A 16929-nucleotide genomic window follows, 5' to 3' on the forward strand; every position below is an offset into this window, starting at 1 on the left:
ATGTGCCTTCATAGGTTGCATTAAACGAGAAAAAAAGGAGAGTCTACAATGGAAATATTAGCGTTGGTATTGCAGGGACTATTGGGTTTGATGTTTTTGATGGCTGGATTCGGTAAAGTATCGGGGTCGAAGATGCATGTTGACGGCTTTAAACAATGGGGATTGCCGCAATGGTTCCGAGTTGTAACGGGTGTCGTTGAATTAATAGCTGCCATTGCTTTAATTATTGGATACTGGGAGCACAGTTGGGCTGCGGCTGGCGCGTTACTGCTTGGCGTTACAGCTATCGGAGGTACATTAACTCATGTACGTGTAAAAGATTCTTTCAAACAAACTTTCCCAATCATTCTCGTAGGTGTCTTATCTTTTGTACTATTTTTTATCCGACTATCCGATTTATCTGATTTTCCTGGGTTTAACTAAGCTGTATTAGAGTAAACATAATTTCGTAATCTTCATATCTATTAAAGTAAGGAGCCATCACAAGTGATGGCTCCTTTGCTATTCATTAGTGTTTTAGTATGCTGACCAACCGCCATCTGCGGTAACTACAGTGCCGTTGATAAAGCTAGAATCATCAGAAGCTAGAAATAAAGCAACGCTCGCAATTTGTTTCGGATCTGCCGCTTCTCCGCGCTGTAAGGACATACCAGCCATAGCTTGTTCGATACCAAATGGATCAGCATGTGTCATACCAGCACCAATGTTTGTTGCAACAGCACCAGGCGCGATAGCATTACATCGAATGCCAAGCTTACCATATTGGAATCCTACATTTTTGGTTATACCAACAACAGCATGCTTGGAAGCCGTGTAAGCAATGCCTGCGCGTGAACCAAATAGACCGCCGACAGAGGCTGTGTTAATAATGACGCCATGGCCTTGCTTCGTCATGAGGGGAATAGCTTTGCGAATAGCTCTCATAGGACCAGTCACGTTAATGTCCATTACTCTGTTCCACATTTCATCGGTAACGGATTCTGCTGGCAGCATTTGATCCATAATACCTGCATTGTTTACTAATATATCAAGTTTGCCAAAACCATTTACTGCAGTGTCAATCATTCGGGCAATGTCTTCTTCCTTCGTAACGTTTGTAACGACGCCTTTGGCTTGTCCACCAGATGAATTAATTTCCTCAACAACAGAAGTTACTGCCGCTTCATTAATATCTGCTACAACTACTTGAGCACCTTCTTGTGCGAATAATAAAGCCATTTCCTTGCCCATACCTGACGCTGCACCTGTGATTACGGCTGTTTTTCCTTGTAATTTCATTTGTATCATCCTCTCGACTAGGCAGATAGGTTCTTTCTTTATTTGACGACGTCCTGTCGTATATACTTAGGATAACAAGTTAAGTGATTATTACTATGACATTTCGAGTCAAAATGTCGTTTAAGGAATAAATTAGTTCAACAAGCATGTGAATGAACGAGGGGCTGAGCAAATGACAAAAGTGTACAATACCTTAGATGTACGTGGTGTCCGCACCCGCACATTTCTCAAAGAAGCGCTGTTATCACTGATGGCTGTCAAAAGCTATAACCAAATAAAAATTAAAGAAGTAACAGAAATAGCGGGTGTAAACCGCGTGACCTACTATGATCATTTCTCAACGAAAGATGAGCTCCTTATGGAGCTTATTGAAGACGTGCTAACTGAATACGCCGATATTATTGAAGGCGTTACAGAATTTCCGGCGTCGAAGCGACCATCCATTGAATATATGAAGACGATCAGATTATCCGTTGGACATATAAAAAAGCATTCCGATTTCTATAGCATCATGCTGCTTGGAAATGGCGTTCTTAACTTTTCGGATCGACTACATGATCAAATGTTTGAATCTTTGCTTCAATTAGTCCGACGGATGGGGCAGCAGAATCCGGAAATTGAATCAGACCTGCTTGTAAACTGGATTGTTGGAGGGGCTATAGGAATATATAAATACTGGCTGCAAAATGGGATGCGGCAAACCGAGGAAGAAATTTCGCGTCAAATGCTGAAAATAACGATGGCTTCTAGTCAGGTTTTCAATTTGCGTACATATGTCATTCCATAAGGCAATTTAAAAAGCTGCCTCTAATTAGTATGGCAGCTTATAAGTGTATATTATTTATTTAGAATGCTATCTACCCATAAGTAACAGCTTTCTAATTGTTGATCGCTAATACGATCAGACCTGTGCTCGAACATGATCCTTACTTTATTATTTTCTTCTCTAATAATGTTCAAATAATCTTCTATCGGTGCCCATCCCTCATCGGGGCTGAGTTCGGGGAGTGCCGGATGGTGTCTATTTTGAATGGTATCGGTAATTTGCATGTTTGACAAATGAATCGAAGCAGCATATTTCGTATACTTTCTAAATATTTTTCTTGCATCTAACGAAGGATCTATACACTCTTGATGAAATAGTCTTGCCGTATCTAGGCAAAGCTTAATTTTCGGGTATTTTATAAGCAAATTTTCCAAGAAATCCGTATCATAGATATACTTATTTAGTGCGTCAAACTCCAGTAATGGGGTGAAATGATATTGCTCGCTTTTTGCCGTAAGCCAGTTAAAAAGGTATTCGCTTTTTTCAACGAATTGCTCAAAAGAATAATTGCTTTCTAAAATGTATTCCGTGCTATTCGTAAATTTCCATGTATCCCAGTTGACGCTGTCATCCAATAGGACTGGTTTTGGATAATGGAACAAAATATAATCAAGTGGCGCTGTTGCTAAATAATTCAACTCTTCTTCGATATTGTTGAATGCGTCAGTTCTAATCTCATCATCTAAGGATAAAATTAATGCATCTCTTAGTCTTGAAGCATTAGCTCGCATTGGAAAATGAACTCCGATATGAAACCCTCTTTTTTTTGCTTCTTCAACAAGCTTTAAGTAATCTTCATGGGTATGGAACAAACATGCTTCAATACCGTAAAAACTATCTCTAAAATCCTTTTCATATTTACGGTCATCGAATCCTCCGTATTGCCCGATCATAAATTGTTTGATGAAAATCTCCTCCTCTTCCATAGACGTCATTACAATTCGACAGAAAACCCCATTTTCCTGTTATAGAAGTCATATTTCTTTCTTTAATATGGAATTGCCTACTTTTGTTTAACGAGAAACAGCCCAATAACGATAATCACTAAGCCAACCCAATTTTTCCAATTGGGAAATTCTTTTAGAAACAAGTACCCCATAATTAACGAAATTAATATTTCCAAACACTTAGCGGCTACTAAAGTAAAGCTAAGATTCCCGGAAGATTTGAGACCATACTTTACACCATATCCAATAGACAAATTAGCCATTAAAAAGAAGGGTAACATTAGCAATTGAAACTTTAAAGTTGACCAAAATTGGGGCTCGATATGTTTCCCTTGATAAGAAAAAATAAAATTAACTACAAACAATCCTCCAAATAAAAGCCCGAAGCTATACAAGTAAGTCATAAGAACCTCCAACTGTTGATGTTAAATTCGTTTGTTTCTTTATGAATTGCATGTAAAAAAATCTTTGATCGCTTTCGTCGATTAATGTTTCCTGAAGCCAACTTTTTTATCCATGACAAAGATTTAATCTGACAGAATACTTGAAAAATCGAGCTGTTTAAAATAATTATCATAAATAATCAACGATATCATTTTCTTTGCAGGAGGTAAGAACTGTTTAACTGAGGTGTCAAATATTAAGTTAAAGGTTAGCACACGCAAAGGAGTCAACAGCGCTCAAGAAATACATAGATTGGATAAGGATGCTAGAATCGAGACACTGATCTCCCGTTCGGCTGAGTTTAATTCGCCAGACAATTTGAAGAAGGAAATTGAAACGGTAATCATCGATTTTGGCACATTCCTCAAGGAGGGTTTTAAGAAAGATCGTAAGCGTGAGCTCGCCGCATTTCTTGCCAATCTTGCACATGAAACTGGCGGAGGCTGGGCTACAGCACCTGGCGGTGAACTGAAATGGGGACTGTTCTGGAATGAAAATATTGCTGGAAGAACGGGTGTAAATGAATCCGCTTTCGTGGATGAAGCAAGCAGTACTCTATATCCGGGTGTAACGGGCAACCGTTATTATGGACGCGGACCGATCATGTTGAGTTGGAATTTCAACTACGGCTTGTTCAGCTCTATTATTTATGGAGACAAAAACGTACTTCTTAGCAATCCAGAAATCGTCGCAGCGGATGGTAAGGTTGGTTTCATGACTGCTATTTTATTTTGGATGACACCGCAGGCGCCTAAGCCTTCAGCTCATGATGTTATCGTGAACAAATGGAAGCCATCGAAAGAGGATATTGCAAAAGGTTTAAAGCAGCCAGGATTTGGCGTTACCATCATGGTCCTTAATGGATTGGAAGCGAATTTGGGAGAGACGGAAGGCAGCTCAGTCAAACGTCGTGCTGGCCACTATCGTGATATAACAAGCAGCATGGGGATTGATATCAAAGGCGAGAAAATTGATACATTAGGGATGAAGCCGTTTTAACAAGGACTTTCATCGAAATGAAGAGAAAGCATCGTTTTAAGTGATGCTTTCTTTTTTTGTTATAGGCGTTTTATTATTTTCATCCAGTTTAACTTGTAAATGAAATAATCGAAAGGGATAACATACTACGCATTATGTGCAAATTTCTCTGTTTCAGAAGGAGTAAGCAAATGGTCAATGACACAATATAGAAAGAAAAGAGATAAAAAGATTGACACAATATACGGTAGGGGGGTATAGTGTGTTTATGAAGAAGAGCATACAAATATTAAGCGTAGGTATTTTCAATACGAAGATAAAAATAAATCATTCACATAAAGGAGATATGAACAATGAAAAATGTAACATTGAATGTTGAAGGAATGTCTTGTAATCACTGTGTTAATTCGATCGAGGGAGCATTAAAGACGATAGGTGCACAAGGAAAAGTGGATCTGGCGAGTGAATCGGTTCAAGTTGTGTTCGACGAAAGTAAGCTAACACTTGAAACGATCAAGGAAACCATAGAAGAACAAGGGTATGAAGTTCATTAATCGAGAAAAAAAGAGGTGATCATCATGGAAGCGACTAGCTCAGATACGAAGCAAACTTCTCTGCAAATTATTGGGATGACTTGTGCAGCTTGCGCGAATAGGATTGAGAAAGGATTAAATAAGCTTGAAGGTGTTTCGGAAGCGAATGTAAATTTTGCAATGGAACGTGCTACCGTTATTTATGATCCAAGCAAAACAAACATTGCAAATATGGAACAAAGCATACAGAAGCTTGGGTACAGCACGGCGAAGGAAAGCGTTGATTTGCAGTTAGTTGGGATGACTTGCGCAGCTTGTGCACTTAAAATCGAGAAAGCATTAAATAAACTGCCTGGCATCACGAATGCTACCGTTAATTTCGCAATAGAGACTGCTCATGTAGAATTCAATCCTTCAGATGTAACTTTGTCAGATATGCAAAAACGAGTCGAGAAACTCGGGTACAAAGCAGTGCCAAAACAAGAGGTTGGCGATCCGGCTGAGCATCGTCAAAAAGAAATTAAACAACAAAAACGCAAGCTTCTCATATCTGCCATCTTGTCGCTGCCGCTGCTTTGGTCCATGGTGACTCATTTTTCATTTACATCATGGATTTGGATGCCAGAAATTTTTATGAATCCTTGGTTTCAGCTTGCACTTGCAACTCCGGTTCAATTTTATGTCGGAAAACATTTTTATGTTGGAGCTTACAAAGCACTTCGCAACAAAAGTGCCAATATGGATGTTCTGGTAGCTCTAGGCACGTCAGCCGCTTACTTTTATAGCCTATACCTGACAATAGATTGGGCAACGATGTCTGGAAATATGCACCACAGTCCATCCATGTATTATGAAACAAGCGCAGTTTTAATTACTCTCGTTATTCTCGGTAAACTATTTGAAGGTTTGGCGAAAGGGCGTACTTCTGAAGCAATCAAGACACTAATGGGATTACAAGCCAAGACAGCTTTAGTTGTTCGTAATGGGCAAGAGCTAATAATTCCTGTCGAGGAAGTGCTTACTGGAGACGTTGTGCTGGTAAAACCGGGTGAGAAGGTTCCGGTGGATGGTGAAGTCATCGAAGGTACTTCAGCGGTGGATGAGTCCATGCTGACTGGTGAGAGTATTCCAGTAGATAAAAAAATTGGGGACCATGTAATCGGAGCGACGATTAACAAAAATGGTCGGTTGAAAGTGAAAGCAACAAAGGTCGGCAAAGAAACGGCTTTAGCGCAAATTATCAAAGTGGTAGAAGAAGCGCAGGGTTCAAAAGCGCCAATACAGCGTGTTGCTGATGTTATCTCTGGTATCTTTGTACCAATCGTTGTTGGAATCGCACTTGCAGCTTTTGTTGTATGGTACGTTTGGATAAGACCTGGTGACTTCGCTAATGCTTTAGAGATCGCGATTGCGATTCTTGTCATCGCATGTCCATGTGCTCTTGGTCTTGCAACACCTACGTCAATAATGGCAGGTTCTGGTCGTGCTGCAGAGCTTGGAGTTCTCTTTAAAGGCGGCGAACATCTCGAATCAACGCATAAAATTGATGCGATTATTTTGGATAAAACAGGAACGGTGACCAAAGGCAAGCCCGAATTAACGGATGTATTTGTGGAGTCGATGGATGAAGAAGCTTTCTTGCGTCTCGTCGGCGCAGCTGAGAAAAATTCAGAGCATCCGCTTGCGGAAGCAATTGTATCCGGCATATTGGCTAAAGATATTGAGCTTCCAAACGCTGATGAATTTGAAGCGATTCCAGGGTATGGCATTCGGGCAATTGTGGATGGCAAAGAGATATTAGCCGGTACTCGGAAATTGATGGGAAAATATAATATTCAAGCGGAGCATGCTTATGAACAAATGTCCATCCTAGAGCAAGCAGGAAAAACTACGATGCTGTTCGCGATTGATGGACAATATGCAGGCATGGTAGCCGTTGCTGACACCATTAAGGAGACGTCAAAAGAAGCCGTTTCTCGTTTGAAGCAAATGGGGATTCAAGTCGTTATGATTACTGGTGACAATGAACGTACTGCCCAAGCTATCGCACGGCAAGTTGGCATTGATCATGTGCTGGCAGAAGTACTTCCAGAAGGCAAAGCTGAAGAAGTGAAGAAATTACAAGCACAAGGCAAAAAAGTAGCGATGGTTGGTGATGGGATAAATGATGCACCGGCCTTAGCAATGGCGGATATTGGAATGGCAATTGGTACAGGTACAGATGTTGCGATGGAGGCTGCTGATATTACACTAATGCGCGGTGATCTGAATAGCATCCCTGATGCCATCTTTATGAGCCGCAAAACGATGGGCAATATTAGACAAAATCTATTTTGGGCGCTGGCTTACAACTCGTTGGGTATACCTATTGCAGCAATCGGATTGTTAGCCCCATGGGTCGCAGGCGCTGCTATGGCACTTAGCTCCGTATCCGTTGTGTTAAATGCACTTCGTTTACAGCGGATGAAAGTATAACTAGCAAAAAATTCGATATTAATCAAAGAATCTTTATTAAAATTGGTTCTTAAAAAAGGTCGCCATCGGCAACCTTTTTTTTGTATCTATGTTTTTACTCTAATGATGGGAATGGTTCAATCGGATTCGTGAAATCATATGAGCAGAAGGAGAGGGCATAGTGGATAAGAAAACGATCGTTTCAGCGATAACAAAATCAAAAGGCAGGAAAAGCCTTTACCATTTTACACGCGTAAGGAACTTGCCTGCAATTGTACATCATAATGCACTTTGGTCGAGCAAGCATCTTTATCCATTCCATATCGGCGAGCGGCGATCAGAGGTCAAAGAAGTTAAATATTTCGAACATACGGTTGTCATTAATGCACATCTAAGGATTGTTGAGAGTATGATGGATGCGAATTGTACACATGAACAATTTCGGGCTTATCTTGATCAACATGTATTCTTTTGGCCCACATTAAAGGATTGTCGCAAAATGTTGGATACATACAAACGAAGAGAACCGGATGAAGCATTTATTATTTTACAGTTCGAAGCATTTCCATTATTGATGGATCATTATTCGGCCGTTAAATTGTCCAAATACGATTCGGGGAGTTCACCAAGATTTCCAAAGAGCTGCAAGTACAAGAAAAGTTTAGAGATGTTTCTTTCGTTAGATGATTTCCAGAAAAAACGGAATAGCACTGTTCCAGTGAAAGCTTCTGAAATACATGAGTTGCTGTTCAAGGACCAAGTTATAAATCTTTATCAATATGTACAGGTCATTTATGCTGATCATGATAATGGATTACCTGAGAACTGGAGAAAACTTGTGAAGCCGTTAGAAAGTTTCTCGCAGCGTTTATGATACTTCAATTACATATGAGGTCATTTCTTTTATTTTTGCTTGTTTAAAGGCGCTGCAATACACATAAATGCAAGTTTCAGGTGGCCAGCTACAAAGAGCAGTTATTTGCAGGGCTCTTATTAATCAGCCTGATATTCTCTTTGGCGACGAGCCAACTGGCGCTCTGCACTCCAAAGCTGATGGTGAAATCATGGGAATTTTAACGAATACTAATCAGTCGGGAACAACGCTGCTGTTGGCAACACATGATGCGAAAATTGCTGCCAAAGCAGAGCGTGTTCTTTTTATGCTGGATGGCAGCATCGTTGCTCAACAAAATCTTGGCAAATATCATAACGATAATAAGGAGTTAAAGGAGAGAGAAGAACAGCTTTCTACATGGCTTTTAAAAATGGGATTTTAAATTTTTTAGCAGGGTTTGTTAAAAAATCATTCCTAAGGACACTAACGCTCAGTTGGTGTTTTTTTGTGTTGTATTATTCCTTTTTGTTTGCTTGATCAAATGATGATCTAGCCAATTCAACAAGAGAATAATTTGTTCTCGTCCACTGTTTCAAGGCACTCAGTGGCTCGAGCAAAGACTCGCCCAGCTTGGTGAGCGAATACTCAACGATTGGTGGAACAGACGGAGTCATATCTCGCTGAACCAAACCGTCACGTTCCAATTGCCGCAAGGTTTGTGTTAGCATTTTTTTGGAAATTCCATCAATTCGTTTGCTAATTTCTCCGTATCGAATAATACCGTCTTCCAATGCATAAATGACCAATGCTGACCATTTGTTTGCAATGATTTCAAGTACTTTGCTGTATGAGCATTCAGATATTGAAATGTCGGGTTGAACGGTTTTAAGTGAGGATGATGCTTTCATTTTAGGACCTCCTTATGCACTTTTTGGTTCATTGGAAACTTTAAAGTGCCTTCTTACTTTATTTTAGTTTGTATATTATTGTATGTCTATATAATCCATAAAGGAGAGAATATTATGAAAGTATACGAAATTAACGGTGAATTTGGAATTGATCGATTGAAGGCATCCGACCGCCCAATACCAGTGCCCCGTTCAAATGAAGTTCTTATCAAAATGCATGCGGTTTCTTTAAACGCTAGAGATTTGGGCGTCATTGATGGGTTTTATAACCCCAATTTAAGTACGTCATTAATTCCAGTATCAGATGGAGTAGGTGAAGTTGTGTCTCTGGGAGAAAACTCGAACAAATTCAAAATTGGGGATAGAGTAAGTGGAATTTTCACTCAAAGCTGGATTACTGGTGAGCCGACACAACAAAACTGGGTAAGTACACTAGGCAGTCCGTTGAATGGACTGCTCGCGGAATTTGTTGTGCTTCCAGAAGAAGGGTTAGTTCATGTACCTGAACGATTGACGGATATAGAAGCGGCAACCCTGCCTTGTGCAGGCGTGACAGCATGGCATGCTCTCATTGAGGAAGGCAAGATTAAAGCGGGCGATACCGTTGTCGTACAGGGGACAGGTGGCGTCTCCTTGTTCGCACTTCAATTCGCAAAACTGTATGGAGCAACTGTTATTGTAACATCAAGCAGTGACGAGAAGCTTAATAGAGCGAAGGAAATTGGCGCGGATTTCGGCATTAACTATAAGCAAACACCCGAATGGGATAAGGCTGTACTTGCACTGACGGAGGGACGTGGAGCAGACCATATCGTTGATCTTGGCGGATCAGCTACGTTAAACAGATCGATCTCAGCACTCCGTGTAGGTGGGCATATCAGCTTAATCGGCGGTTTATCGGGGTTTCGTGTAGAAGGATTTGACATTATCCCTGCAATTGTTAGAAAAGCGCGCCTGCAAGCGATCAACGTAGGCAGCCGGGACATGTTTGAAGCGATGAATTTTGCTATTGAACATAGCAGGTTTCATCCCATAGTTGATTCAGTGTATCCTTTTGAACGTGCGGTAGATGCTCTTCAGTACTTGATGAAGGGGTCATACTTTGGGAAAGTTGTTATTTCATTTAAACAGTAATTACATTATTTTTAAGTTGAACATGATTCTTATTAAACAATCTCATATCCAACAATTCCCCGTTCGATGAGGGAATAAACACAAAAAGCCCATAAAATGGGCTTTTTGTGTTCATGCTATTTAAGAAAATACTCACTGTCTGAATAGATGGAAGGCATTAAGCATTCTGATTAGTAGCCACAGCCGCCGCCAAAGATGCCGCAACTACAAGCTATAATCACCAACAAAATGAACAGAACCAGGATAATACCAATACTGTGATTAGCACCACCAACAAATCCACCCATCAAACATTCACCTCCAATGTTTAAAGTACACTGTAGTTTATGTGCGTATGGTACGGTATGATTGGACGTTTGTTCTGTAAGGATGTTTGCCCAATAAGCTGTTTGTAAGTAAAGAGAAAGCCCATGGCATGGACTTTCTCTTTTTTACTATGAGATGTTATAGGTTAAATGAGCATACATTGTGGCAGGTGCTGTTAAGGTTTTATTCATTCGACGTATGACAGAACAGGGTTTGTTATCTAGACAGTTTTTGTCCTAAGCGCGGTCACGACAGTGAGTAGCGATAATAACCAACAAAATGAACAGAACTAGAATAAAACCGATATTTTCCATCAAACATTCACCCCCTGTGTTTTGACTACACTATAAATTATGTATTGATAGAGCGAAGTGATTGGATGGTTGTACTGGTATGATAATAGCCTTATAGAATACAAACATAGCAGCTCATATTATTTTCGGTGTTTTAGATAAAAAATCGTTTAGGCGAGCAAAGACATCGACATCACAAAGTTTTATATTAATAGTGAAAGCATTTACAGAGGAGTGATTTCGATGGAAAATACAAAAGTCATGTTCGTGAGCCCCTTACAAGTTGAGACGGTTAAAGAGAATTACACTCTAAAAAAATTAAATGAGAATGAAATATTTGTACAATTGATATATTCCCTCATTAGCCCAGGAACTGAACTAGCAATGTTAACAGGTAAAGAAGAATGGGCTAAGCTTCCGCTATGTCCGGGATATGCGAGCGTAAGCAAAGTAATGGAGACAGGTGAGGGCATTAAAGATTTGAAGCCAGGTGATATCGTGTTTCATTATGGACAACATAGCAAATATCAAGTTGTTAACACGAATGAGCTATGTATTCAAGTTCCTGAAAATCTGGATTTAAAATGGGTGCCATTTACCCGCATGGCTACAGTCGCCTTCACTTCGGTACGTGTATCTGAAATTGAAATTGGTGACTTTGTAAGTGTGACTGGGCTTGGATTAGTCGGTAATTTGGCTGCTCAGCTAGCTCGGCTTCAGGGAGCTACGGTTATTGGGGTCGATTTATCGAAAGAAAGAATACGGACTGCAGAGGCATGCAGCGTGGATTACACGATTGATGGTGGAGTAGAAGATACAAAGCAACGGATATCAATGTTAACCAAGGGTGCTGGTGTATCCACACATATTGAGGCAACTGGCGTACCTGCGGTCGGAGTTGACAGTCTGAAGTGGATTGCTAAGCTTGGTGAAATCATTTTCTTGGGAAGTCCTCGCGGAGAGTACAACACAGATGTTACTGATATATTAAACTATTGTCATCTTTATGGGCGAGGCTGTATTACGTTTAAGGGCGCGCATGAGTGGCGTTACCCGGTTGAACCTAATGAGTTTGTTAAACACTCTTTAGTTAGAAATTCAAAAATTGTATTTGAGCTTATGAAACAAAAAAGGCTGCAGATCGAACCATTAATAAGTCATGTGATTAAGCCGGAGCAAGCACAAGAAGCGTACGAGGGACTAAGAGTCAATAAAGATCAGTATAATGGTGTATTGTTTGACTGGTCTTAAGCGGATAACAACTGAATGATCTATTCTAGCGGATTAACAGATTTAATTATGAGTAATTTTAATATGCTTCATTTATAATGGGAGGAGGGTGAATAGACGCGTTACGATAGCAGGGGTGAAAGTTATGGATGAGTTTTGGATGAACAGCATATCGCCTTTCGTAAGGGCGGTGAGAGTGATGACCACTTCATCCTTAGCCGGTGAATGGATGGATCACGATCATGTATTTACCTATATTGAACAAGGCGAAGCTGAGTTTTTCTTGCGCGGTGTTAAATATAATGCTCAAGAAGGCGATGTGCTGTTGATGCATCCCTTTATGCCTCACATTATTCGATCGATCTCCGATCAACCATTAATTCAATATATTTTTCATTTTGATCTATATTATGATGCGGAAAGAAGTTTGTTGGATTTCACAACAGCTTCCAAAATTCATAATACTTACACTGTGGATAAGGAAATGCAGTTAACTTCCATTGTTCCCATTTCACACATACAGTTGGCAGACAGGATAGAGCTGAAAAAGAAGTTTTTGCAGCTTCACAAACATTTTCAGGAGAAAAGAGCTGGACATTTTTTATTAACAAAATCAATCTGCTTGGAGCTGTTATATTTATTTTTTAAAAATCAAACGGATCGCAATGAAGGGAAATGGACTAAAGGCTGGGCATTCATTGAAAGAGCAATCCATTTTATCCATGACAGTTATCAAGATCCTTGTTTAAATAATGTTTCTATAAGTAAATATGTCGGGGTGTCTACGAATCATTTGTCTCATTTGTTTAAGCAGCAGCTTGGGATATCCCTTCATAAATATGTAACGCATATTAGAATTGAGCATGCAAAATTACTGATCATGGAAGGGAAGTATACCGTGACAGAAATTTCTGAAAATGTAGGTTACTCCAGCATTTATTTATTTAGTCGTTCATTTAAAGCTGCTGTAGGCATAACACCCAGCGGCTTCGCGGGTGCACAGACTAAAGTCATACAATTGTGAGAAATGCCGCCAGATCACTGGCGGCATTTCTGCTTTGTGCTGTATTCAATTGTTATGGGAAGACAATTTGTTGTTATTTTTTAATTTTAAGTCCTAAAGCTTGCATGAGTTTATGAAATACATCTGTATTTTCGTAGATTCCTGTAAACAACTCAGCATTTGGACCCATAGCTGTAATCGGAATATCTACGGCAGTATGGCCTGATGTTGTCCAATCCACAACAAAGTTAAATTTGCTGTTAGCAACGGCGAAAGGACCATCTTCTTTGGAAATTCCGTCGCCGGACTCATCATCGGCATTCACTTCTTCGATGGAGAAACCGCCAGTTTCATGATCGGCTAATACGAGGACAAGTGTATTCGGGTTTTTCTTGGCAAAATCTTTGGCGACCTGAACGGATTTATCCAATTCTTGACCGGCTTTGATTGTCATTTTGGCATTGTTTTGGTGAGCAAACTCATCCGTTCCTTCTTCCTCAACCATTAGGAAAAAGCCTTTATTATTTGTAGCGAGTGTATCTATCGCTTTTTTAGTCATCTCTGCTAGAGAAACAACGGGGTTATAAATATCGCCTTCGCCTTCAGGCTTTTGTTGGAACATTTCTTCATTAGCGAACAGACCAAGCAGCTTGCCTTTTTTCACTTTTTGCATTTCTGTTTTGCTTGAAACGTAACTGTATCCTAATTGTTTTGCTTTATTTACAAGATTTCCTTGTGTTCCTTTGCTTTTTTCAGAAGGATCTTCGCTCGGCTCATCTGGGAATTTACCAGGCTCTCCAGCTGGGTACCAGAAATCTTCGCCTCCACCGAGAATGACGTCAACTTTGCTTTGTGTCAATAGCTGCAAAGCGATCTCACTTTGTTTAGAACGATCATCTACATGTGCGCCGAAAGCAGCTCCCGTAGCGTCAGTTACCTGACTTGTTGTTACAATTCCAGTTGATTTTCCAGATTCCTTGGCGTATTCCATGATCGTTTTTACTTTTACTTTATTGGCATCCATTCCAATTGCACCATTGTACGTTTTCACACCGCTGGCATATGCCGTAGCTGATGAAGCTGAATCGGTTACAGGAACAGTAGAGCTCGTATGCAGCAAACCTACGTAAGGCATTGAATCCATAGCGAGGTTGCCTTTTAAGCCGACGGTAGCAAGGCGGATAGCATCACGTTGAGCCATTCCCATCCCATCACCAATAAACAAAATGACATTTTTCGTTTTTGTAGAAGCAGCTTCAACTTGATTAGGCGATTGTGTACTGATAATGCTCGTAATCAGAAGGGCAGTAGCTGCTGTACCTACAATCGCGGCCTTAATTCCGTTCTGTTTAACAAATTTCATAAATTCCCTCCTAAAGTAAGTTTACTATTTTATAGTAGAGTAATTACATTAAGAGAGTGTTTTCTTCATTTCTTGTTATTGTAAAAGATGGTTTCTCAATCTCCGCTCATTCAGATAACATTACCTTTAATCATGGTCCATTCTACTTGGAAATGTTCATTCAACAAAACAAGATCGGCATCTAATCCTGTTTTGATTGTACCTGTATTATGATCCATACCTAATATTCGTGCAGGAGTTGTTGAGGCCATTTGAATAGCGTCCAGCAAGGAAATACCGGTTTCGGTCGTGAAGCGGAGTGCTTCATTCATCGTAACTACACTAGAGGCTAATGTTCCATCCGCTAGCTGCGCAACGCCATTGGTTACTGTTACTTGATGGCCGCCAAAGAGATAGCTGCCATCTCCTAAACCCATGGCTTGTAATGCATCTGTGATCAGTACCATGTTTTCGGGTCCTTTCATGCGATGCATCAAACGAACAATAGCAGGATGGAGGTGGACGCCATCGACAATGGCTTGAATACTCACATGATCTGCTTCAAAAGCAGCAGCGACGAGCCCGGGATCCCGATGATGAATCGGACGCATGCCATTAAAGCAATGTGTAACATGGCTAGCTCCAGCATCAAATGCTAACTTAGCTTCCTCATACGATGCATCGGAATGTGCGACAGCAATGATAACTCCCATTTCTTTCAAATAAGTGAGGAGTTCCATTCCACCGGGTAATTCTGGGGCTATCGTTACCATTTTAATAAGTCCATCTGCTTCTTCGAAGATTCGCTTCATCTCACCAAGATGCGGATGACGTAAATACTTTTCATTTTGCATCCCTTTACGCTTCGGATTCAGATAAGGTCCCTCTAAATGAAGTCCAGCAATTTTGGCGCCGACCTCAATCCCAACGACTCGTTTAACACTACGAATCATAGCTAATAATTCATCCATTGTTGAGCTTACTGATGTAGCAAGAAACGAGGTGCAGCCCGTTGCAGCACAAGCCCGAGAAACCTCTTGAATACTCGTTTCTGTTCCGTCCATCATATCGAACCCGTTAGCTCCATGTATATGCACATCGATCATGCCAGGGATTAACCATTGCCCGTTCCCATCTATAAGCTCATATTCCTCATCTGGAAGGGGCAAAAGGGGAGTATGATTATTTTCTATTTTTTCGATGATTCCATTTCTAATCCAGACGGTACTAGCTGGCAAAATAGCATCAGGCTGAACGATTTGAACGTTATGCACTATTTTATTATTCATCTTTATTTTCCTCCTCGAGTTTGTTGTTTATCTCAGAGCAAATAACTGTTATGTTTTTCTGATCAAGTATTTCTTCTATTTCACTAGGCACTTCTTGATCGGTAATTAAAATATCAATATAGTCAAAATCTAAACGATAAACCGACTTGGTTTTAAACTTCGTAAAATCAGCTACAGCGATAACCTGGTCTGATCTGCGTGCCATCTCTTTTTTGATATGAGCATCCTCTTCAAACGGGTAGTAGAGACCATCTGATTGAATCGCCGCGGCGCCAATAAACACTTTATCAGCTCTCATTTCACGAAGCTTTTCAATGACGGAGGGACCATACAGCAAGCGGTTCTTCACGTGTAAATAACCTCCGAGTACATAAACCTGCAGATCATCCCGATCAGAGAGAATTCTTACGATGTCTATGGACTGAGTAATAGCTGTAATATTTTTCGCGGAGATTTGCTCGGCTACTGCCTGCACCGTTGTAGAAACGTCTAATATGACCGTCTCATGATCATGTATGAGCTTTGCTGCCACCAAACCAATATTGATTTTGCTATCTGTTTCATCTATTAGCCGTTCCTGATAGGAAGCAAGCTCCTTCTGTAATTGAGGAGAGGCTACTCCACCATGTGTCCGATTGACTACACCTTCTTGCACTAATTTAACGATATCTCTCCGAGCTGTATCCCTTGATACACCGAGATGGGTACAAATATCCATGACACTCATCGTTTGATGTTCTTTTAAATATTCGAGTATTTTCAATAATCTCTGCTCTTGATAGATGATGAACACCTCCTTGTAAGTAAGTTTAACGCATTTTTTAAGTAAATGAAAGTATTTTTTAAGTAATTTAAAGTAATAAATAAGTAAGTTGAAGTAACTTGTAGGATATGAGGATTGAAAAAGGAAGGTCAGTGTCGGTGGGAACCTTGTTCACGATCGTTCAAGAGCTGATTTCAACAGGGAGTTATTTTTATTCCAACTCTGTTTGTGATGAATCATTATATGAAGTTCCATGGCGTTATTTGGTCCATTGTCATCGCTAATGAACTGCTCTTTGTACTTCGTAATAATAAGTTGACGATAGCGCCGGAAATGGGCTTATTTGAGGGCTGAAACGTAAACGGT

At 40.3% G+C, this 16929-nt stretch carries 15 protein-coding genes and 2 pseudogenes; 10 read left to right on the forward strand and 7 right to left on the reverse strand.

All coding sequences use genetic code 11. From position 1 onward, the window contains the following. The first annotated feature begins 48 nt into the window (after positions 1-48). Positions 49-423: a DoxX family protein gene (locus BK120_RS01895; RefSeq protein ID WP_076265768.1), complete on the forward strand. Its 375-nt coding sequence runs from the start codon at positions 49-51 to the stop codon at positions 421-423. A gap of 93 nt (positions 424-516) precedes the next feature. Here BK120_RS01895 and BK120_RS01900 read toward each other — a convergent pair whose 3' ends face one another. Next, positions 517-1278 (reverse strand): SDR family oxidoreductase, encoded by a 762-nt coding sequence (locus BK120_RS01900; protein WP_076265769.1) that lies wholly within the window; start codon positions 1276-1278, stop codon positions 517-519. A 172-nt stretch (positions 1279-1450) separates the two neighbouring features. On the opposite strand from BK120_RS01900, the gene BK120_RS01905 reads away from it, so the two are divergent. Then, positions 1451-2065, forward strand: a complete 615-nt coding sequence (locus BK120_RS01905) for a TetR/AcrR family transcriptional regulator (RefSeq protein ID WP_076265770.1) — start codon at positions 1451-1453, stop codon at positions 2063-2065. 50 nt (positions 2066-2115) lie between these two features. Here the strand turns inward: BK120_RS01905 and BK120_RS01910 are convergent, their stop codons facing one another. After that, positions 2116-3030: a sugar phosphate isomerase/epimerase gene (locus BK120_RS01910; RefSeq protein ID WP_256710756.1), complete on the reverse strand. Its 915-nt coding sequence runs from the start codon at positions 3028-3030 to the stop codon at positions 2116-2118. Between the two features lie 77 nt (positions 3031-3107). Further along, positions 3108-3455, reverse strand: a complete 348-nt coding sequence (locus BK120_RS01915; protein ID WP_076265771.1) for an EamA family transporter — start codon at positions 3453-3455, stop codon at positions 3108-3110. 217 nt (positions 3456-3672) lie between these two features. Between BK120_RS01915 and BK120_RS01920 the strand changes: the two are divergent. The 5 genes and pseudogenes from BK120_RS01920 to BK120_RS01940 form a co-directional block, all read left to right on the forward strand. After that, positions 3673-4494, forward strand: a pseudogene (locus tag BK120_RS01920) (chitinase); the annotation flags it as partial. A 332-nt stretch (positions 4495-4826) separates the two neighbouring features. Continuing rightward, entirely contained in the window at positions 4827-5027 is a 201-nt protein-coding gene (locus tag BK120_RS01925) for a copper ion binding protein (protein ID WP_076265772.1), read from the forward strand. A 24-nt stretch (positions 5028-5051) separates the two neighbouring features. Continuing rightward, positions 5052-7481 (forward strand): heavy metal translocating P-type ATPase, encoded by a 2430-nt coding sequence (locus BK120_RS01930; protein ID WP_076265773.1) that lies wholly within the window; start codon positions 5052-5054, stop codon positions 7479-7481. 160 nt (positions 7482-7641) lie between these two features. Further along, entirely contained in the window at positions 7642-8334 is a 693-nt protein-coding gene (locus BK120_RS01935) for a DUF7002 family protein (protein ID WP_076265774.1), read from the forward strand. Positions 8335-8404: 70 nt separating this feature from the next. Beyond that, a pseudogene (locus tag BK120_RS01940) lies at positions 8405-8737 on the forward strand (ATP-binding cassette domain-containing protein); the annotation flags it as partial. A gap of 73 nt (positions 8738-8810) precedes the next feature. On the opposite strand, the gene BK120_RS01945 reads toward BK120_RS01940, so the two are convergent. Beyond that, entirely contained in the window at positions 8811-9203 is a 393-nt protein-coding gene (locus tag BK120_RS01945; RefSeq protein ID WP_076265776.1) for a winged helix-turn-helix transcriptional regulator, read from the reverse strand. Between the two features lie 114 nt (positions 9204-9317). On the opposite strand from BK120_RS01945, the gene BK120_RS01950 reads away from it, so the two are divergent. The 3 genes from BK120_RS01950 to BK120_RS01960 all read left to right on the forward strand — a co-directional run bounded on the left by BK120_RS01950 (position 9318) and on the right by BK120_RS01960 (position 13190). Further along, complete coding sequence (locus BK120_RS01950) at positions 9318-10337, forward strand: zinc-dependent alcohol dehydrogenase family protein (RefSeq protein ID WP_076265777.1); 1020 nt, start codon at positions 9318-9320, stop codon at positions 10335-10337. 842 nt (positions 10338-11179) lie between these two features. Continuing rightward, complete coding sequence (locus BK120_RS01955; RefSeq protein ID WP_076265778.1) at positions 11180-12187, forward strand: zinc-dependent alcohol dehydrogenase; 1008 nt, start codon at positions 11180-11182, stop codon at positions 12185-12187. Between the two features lie 88 nt (positions 12188-12275). Then, a complete protein-coding gene (locus BK120_RS01960) occupies positions 12276-13190 on the forward strand; it encodes an AraC family transcriptional regulator (RefSeq protein WP_218639577.1) in 915 nt (304 codons plus the stop codon). Between the two features lie 73 nt (positions 13191-13263). On the opposite strand, the gene BK120_RS01965 is transcribed toward BK120_RS01960, so the two are convergent. The 3 genes from BK120_RS01965 to BK120_RS01975 all read right to left on the reverse strand — a co-directional run bounded on the left by BK120_RS01965 (position 13264) and on the right by BK120_RS01975 (position 16563). Next, positions 13264-14532 carry an alkaline phosphatase gene (locus tag BK120_RS01965; protein ID WP_076265780.1) on the reverse strand — a complete coding sequence of 423 codons (1269 nt, stop codon included), beginning with the start codon at positions 14530-14532 and terminating at the stop codon, positions 13264-13266. Positions 14533-14642: 110 nt separating this feature from the next. Further along, positions 14643-15800 carry an N-acetylglucosamine-6-phosphate deacetylase gene (gene nagA / locus BK120_RS01970; protein ID WP_076265781.1) on the reverse strand — a complete coding sequence of 386 codons (1158 nt, stop codon included), beginning with the start codon at positions 15798-15800 and terminating at the stop codon, positions 14643-14645. Beyond that, positions 15793-16563: a DeoR/GlpR family DNA-binding transcription regulator gene (locus tag BK120_RS01975; RefSeq protein WP_256710758.1), complete on the reverse strand. Its 771-nt coding sequence runs from the start codon at positions 16561-16563 to the stop codon at positions 15793-15795. The genes nagA and BK120_RS01975 overlap by 8 nt, the downstream gene beginning before the upstream one ends. Positions 16564-16929: the final 366 nt, after the last annotated feature.

The sequence above is a fragment of the Paenibacillus sp. FSL A5-0031 genome, from assembly GCF_001956295.1.
In the GTDB taxonomy this organism is placed as follows: domain Bacteria; phylum Bacillota; class Bacilli; order Paenibacillales; family Paenibacillaceae; genus Pristimantibacillus.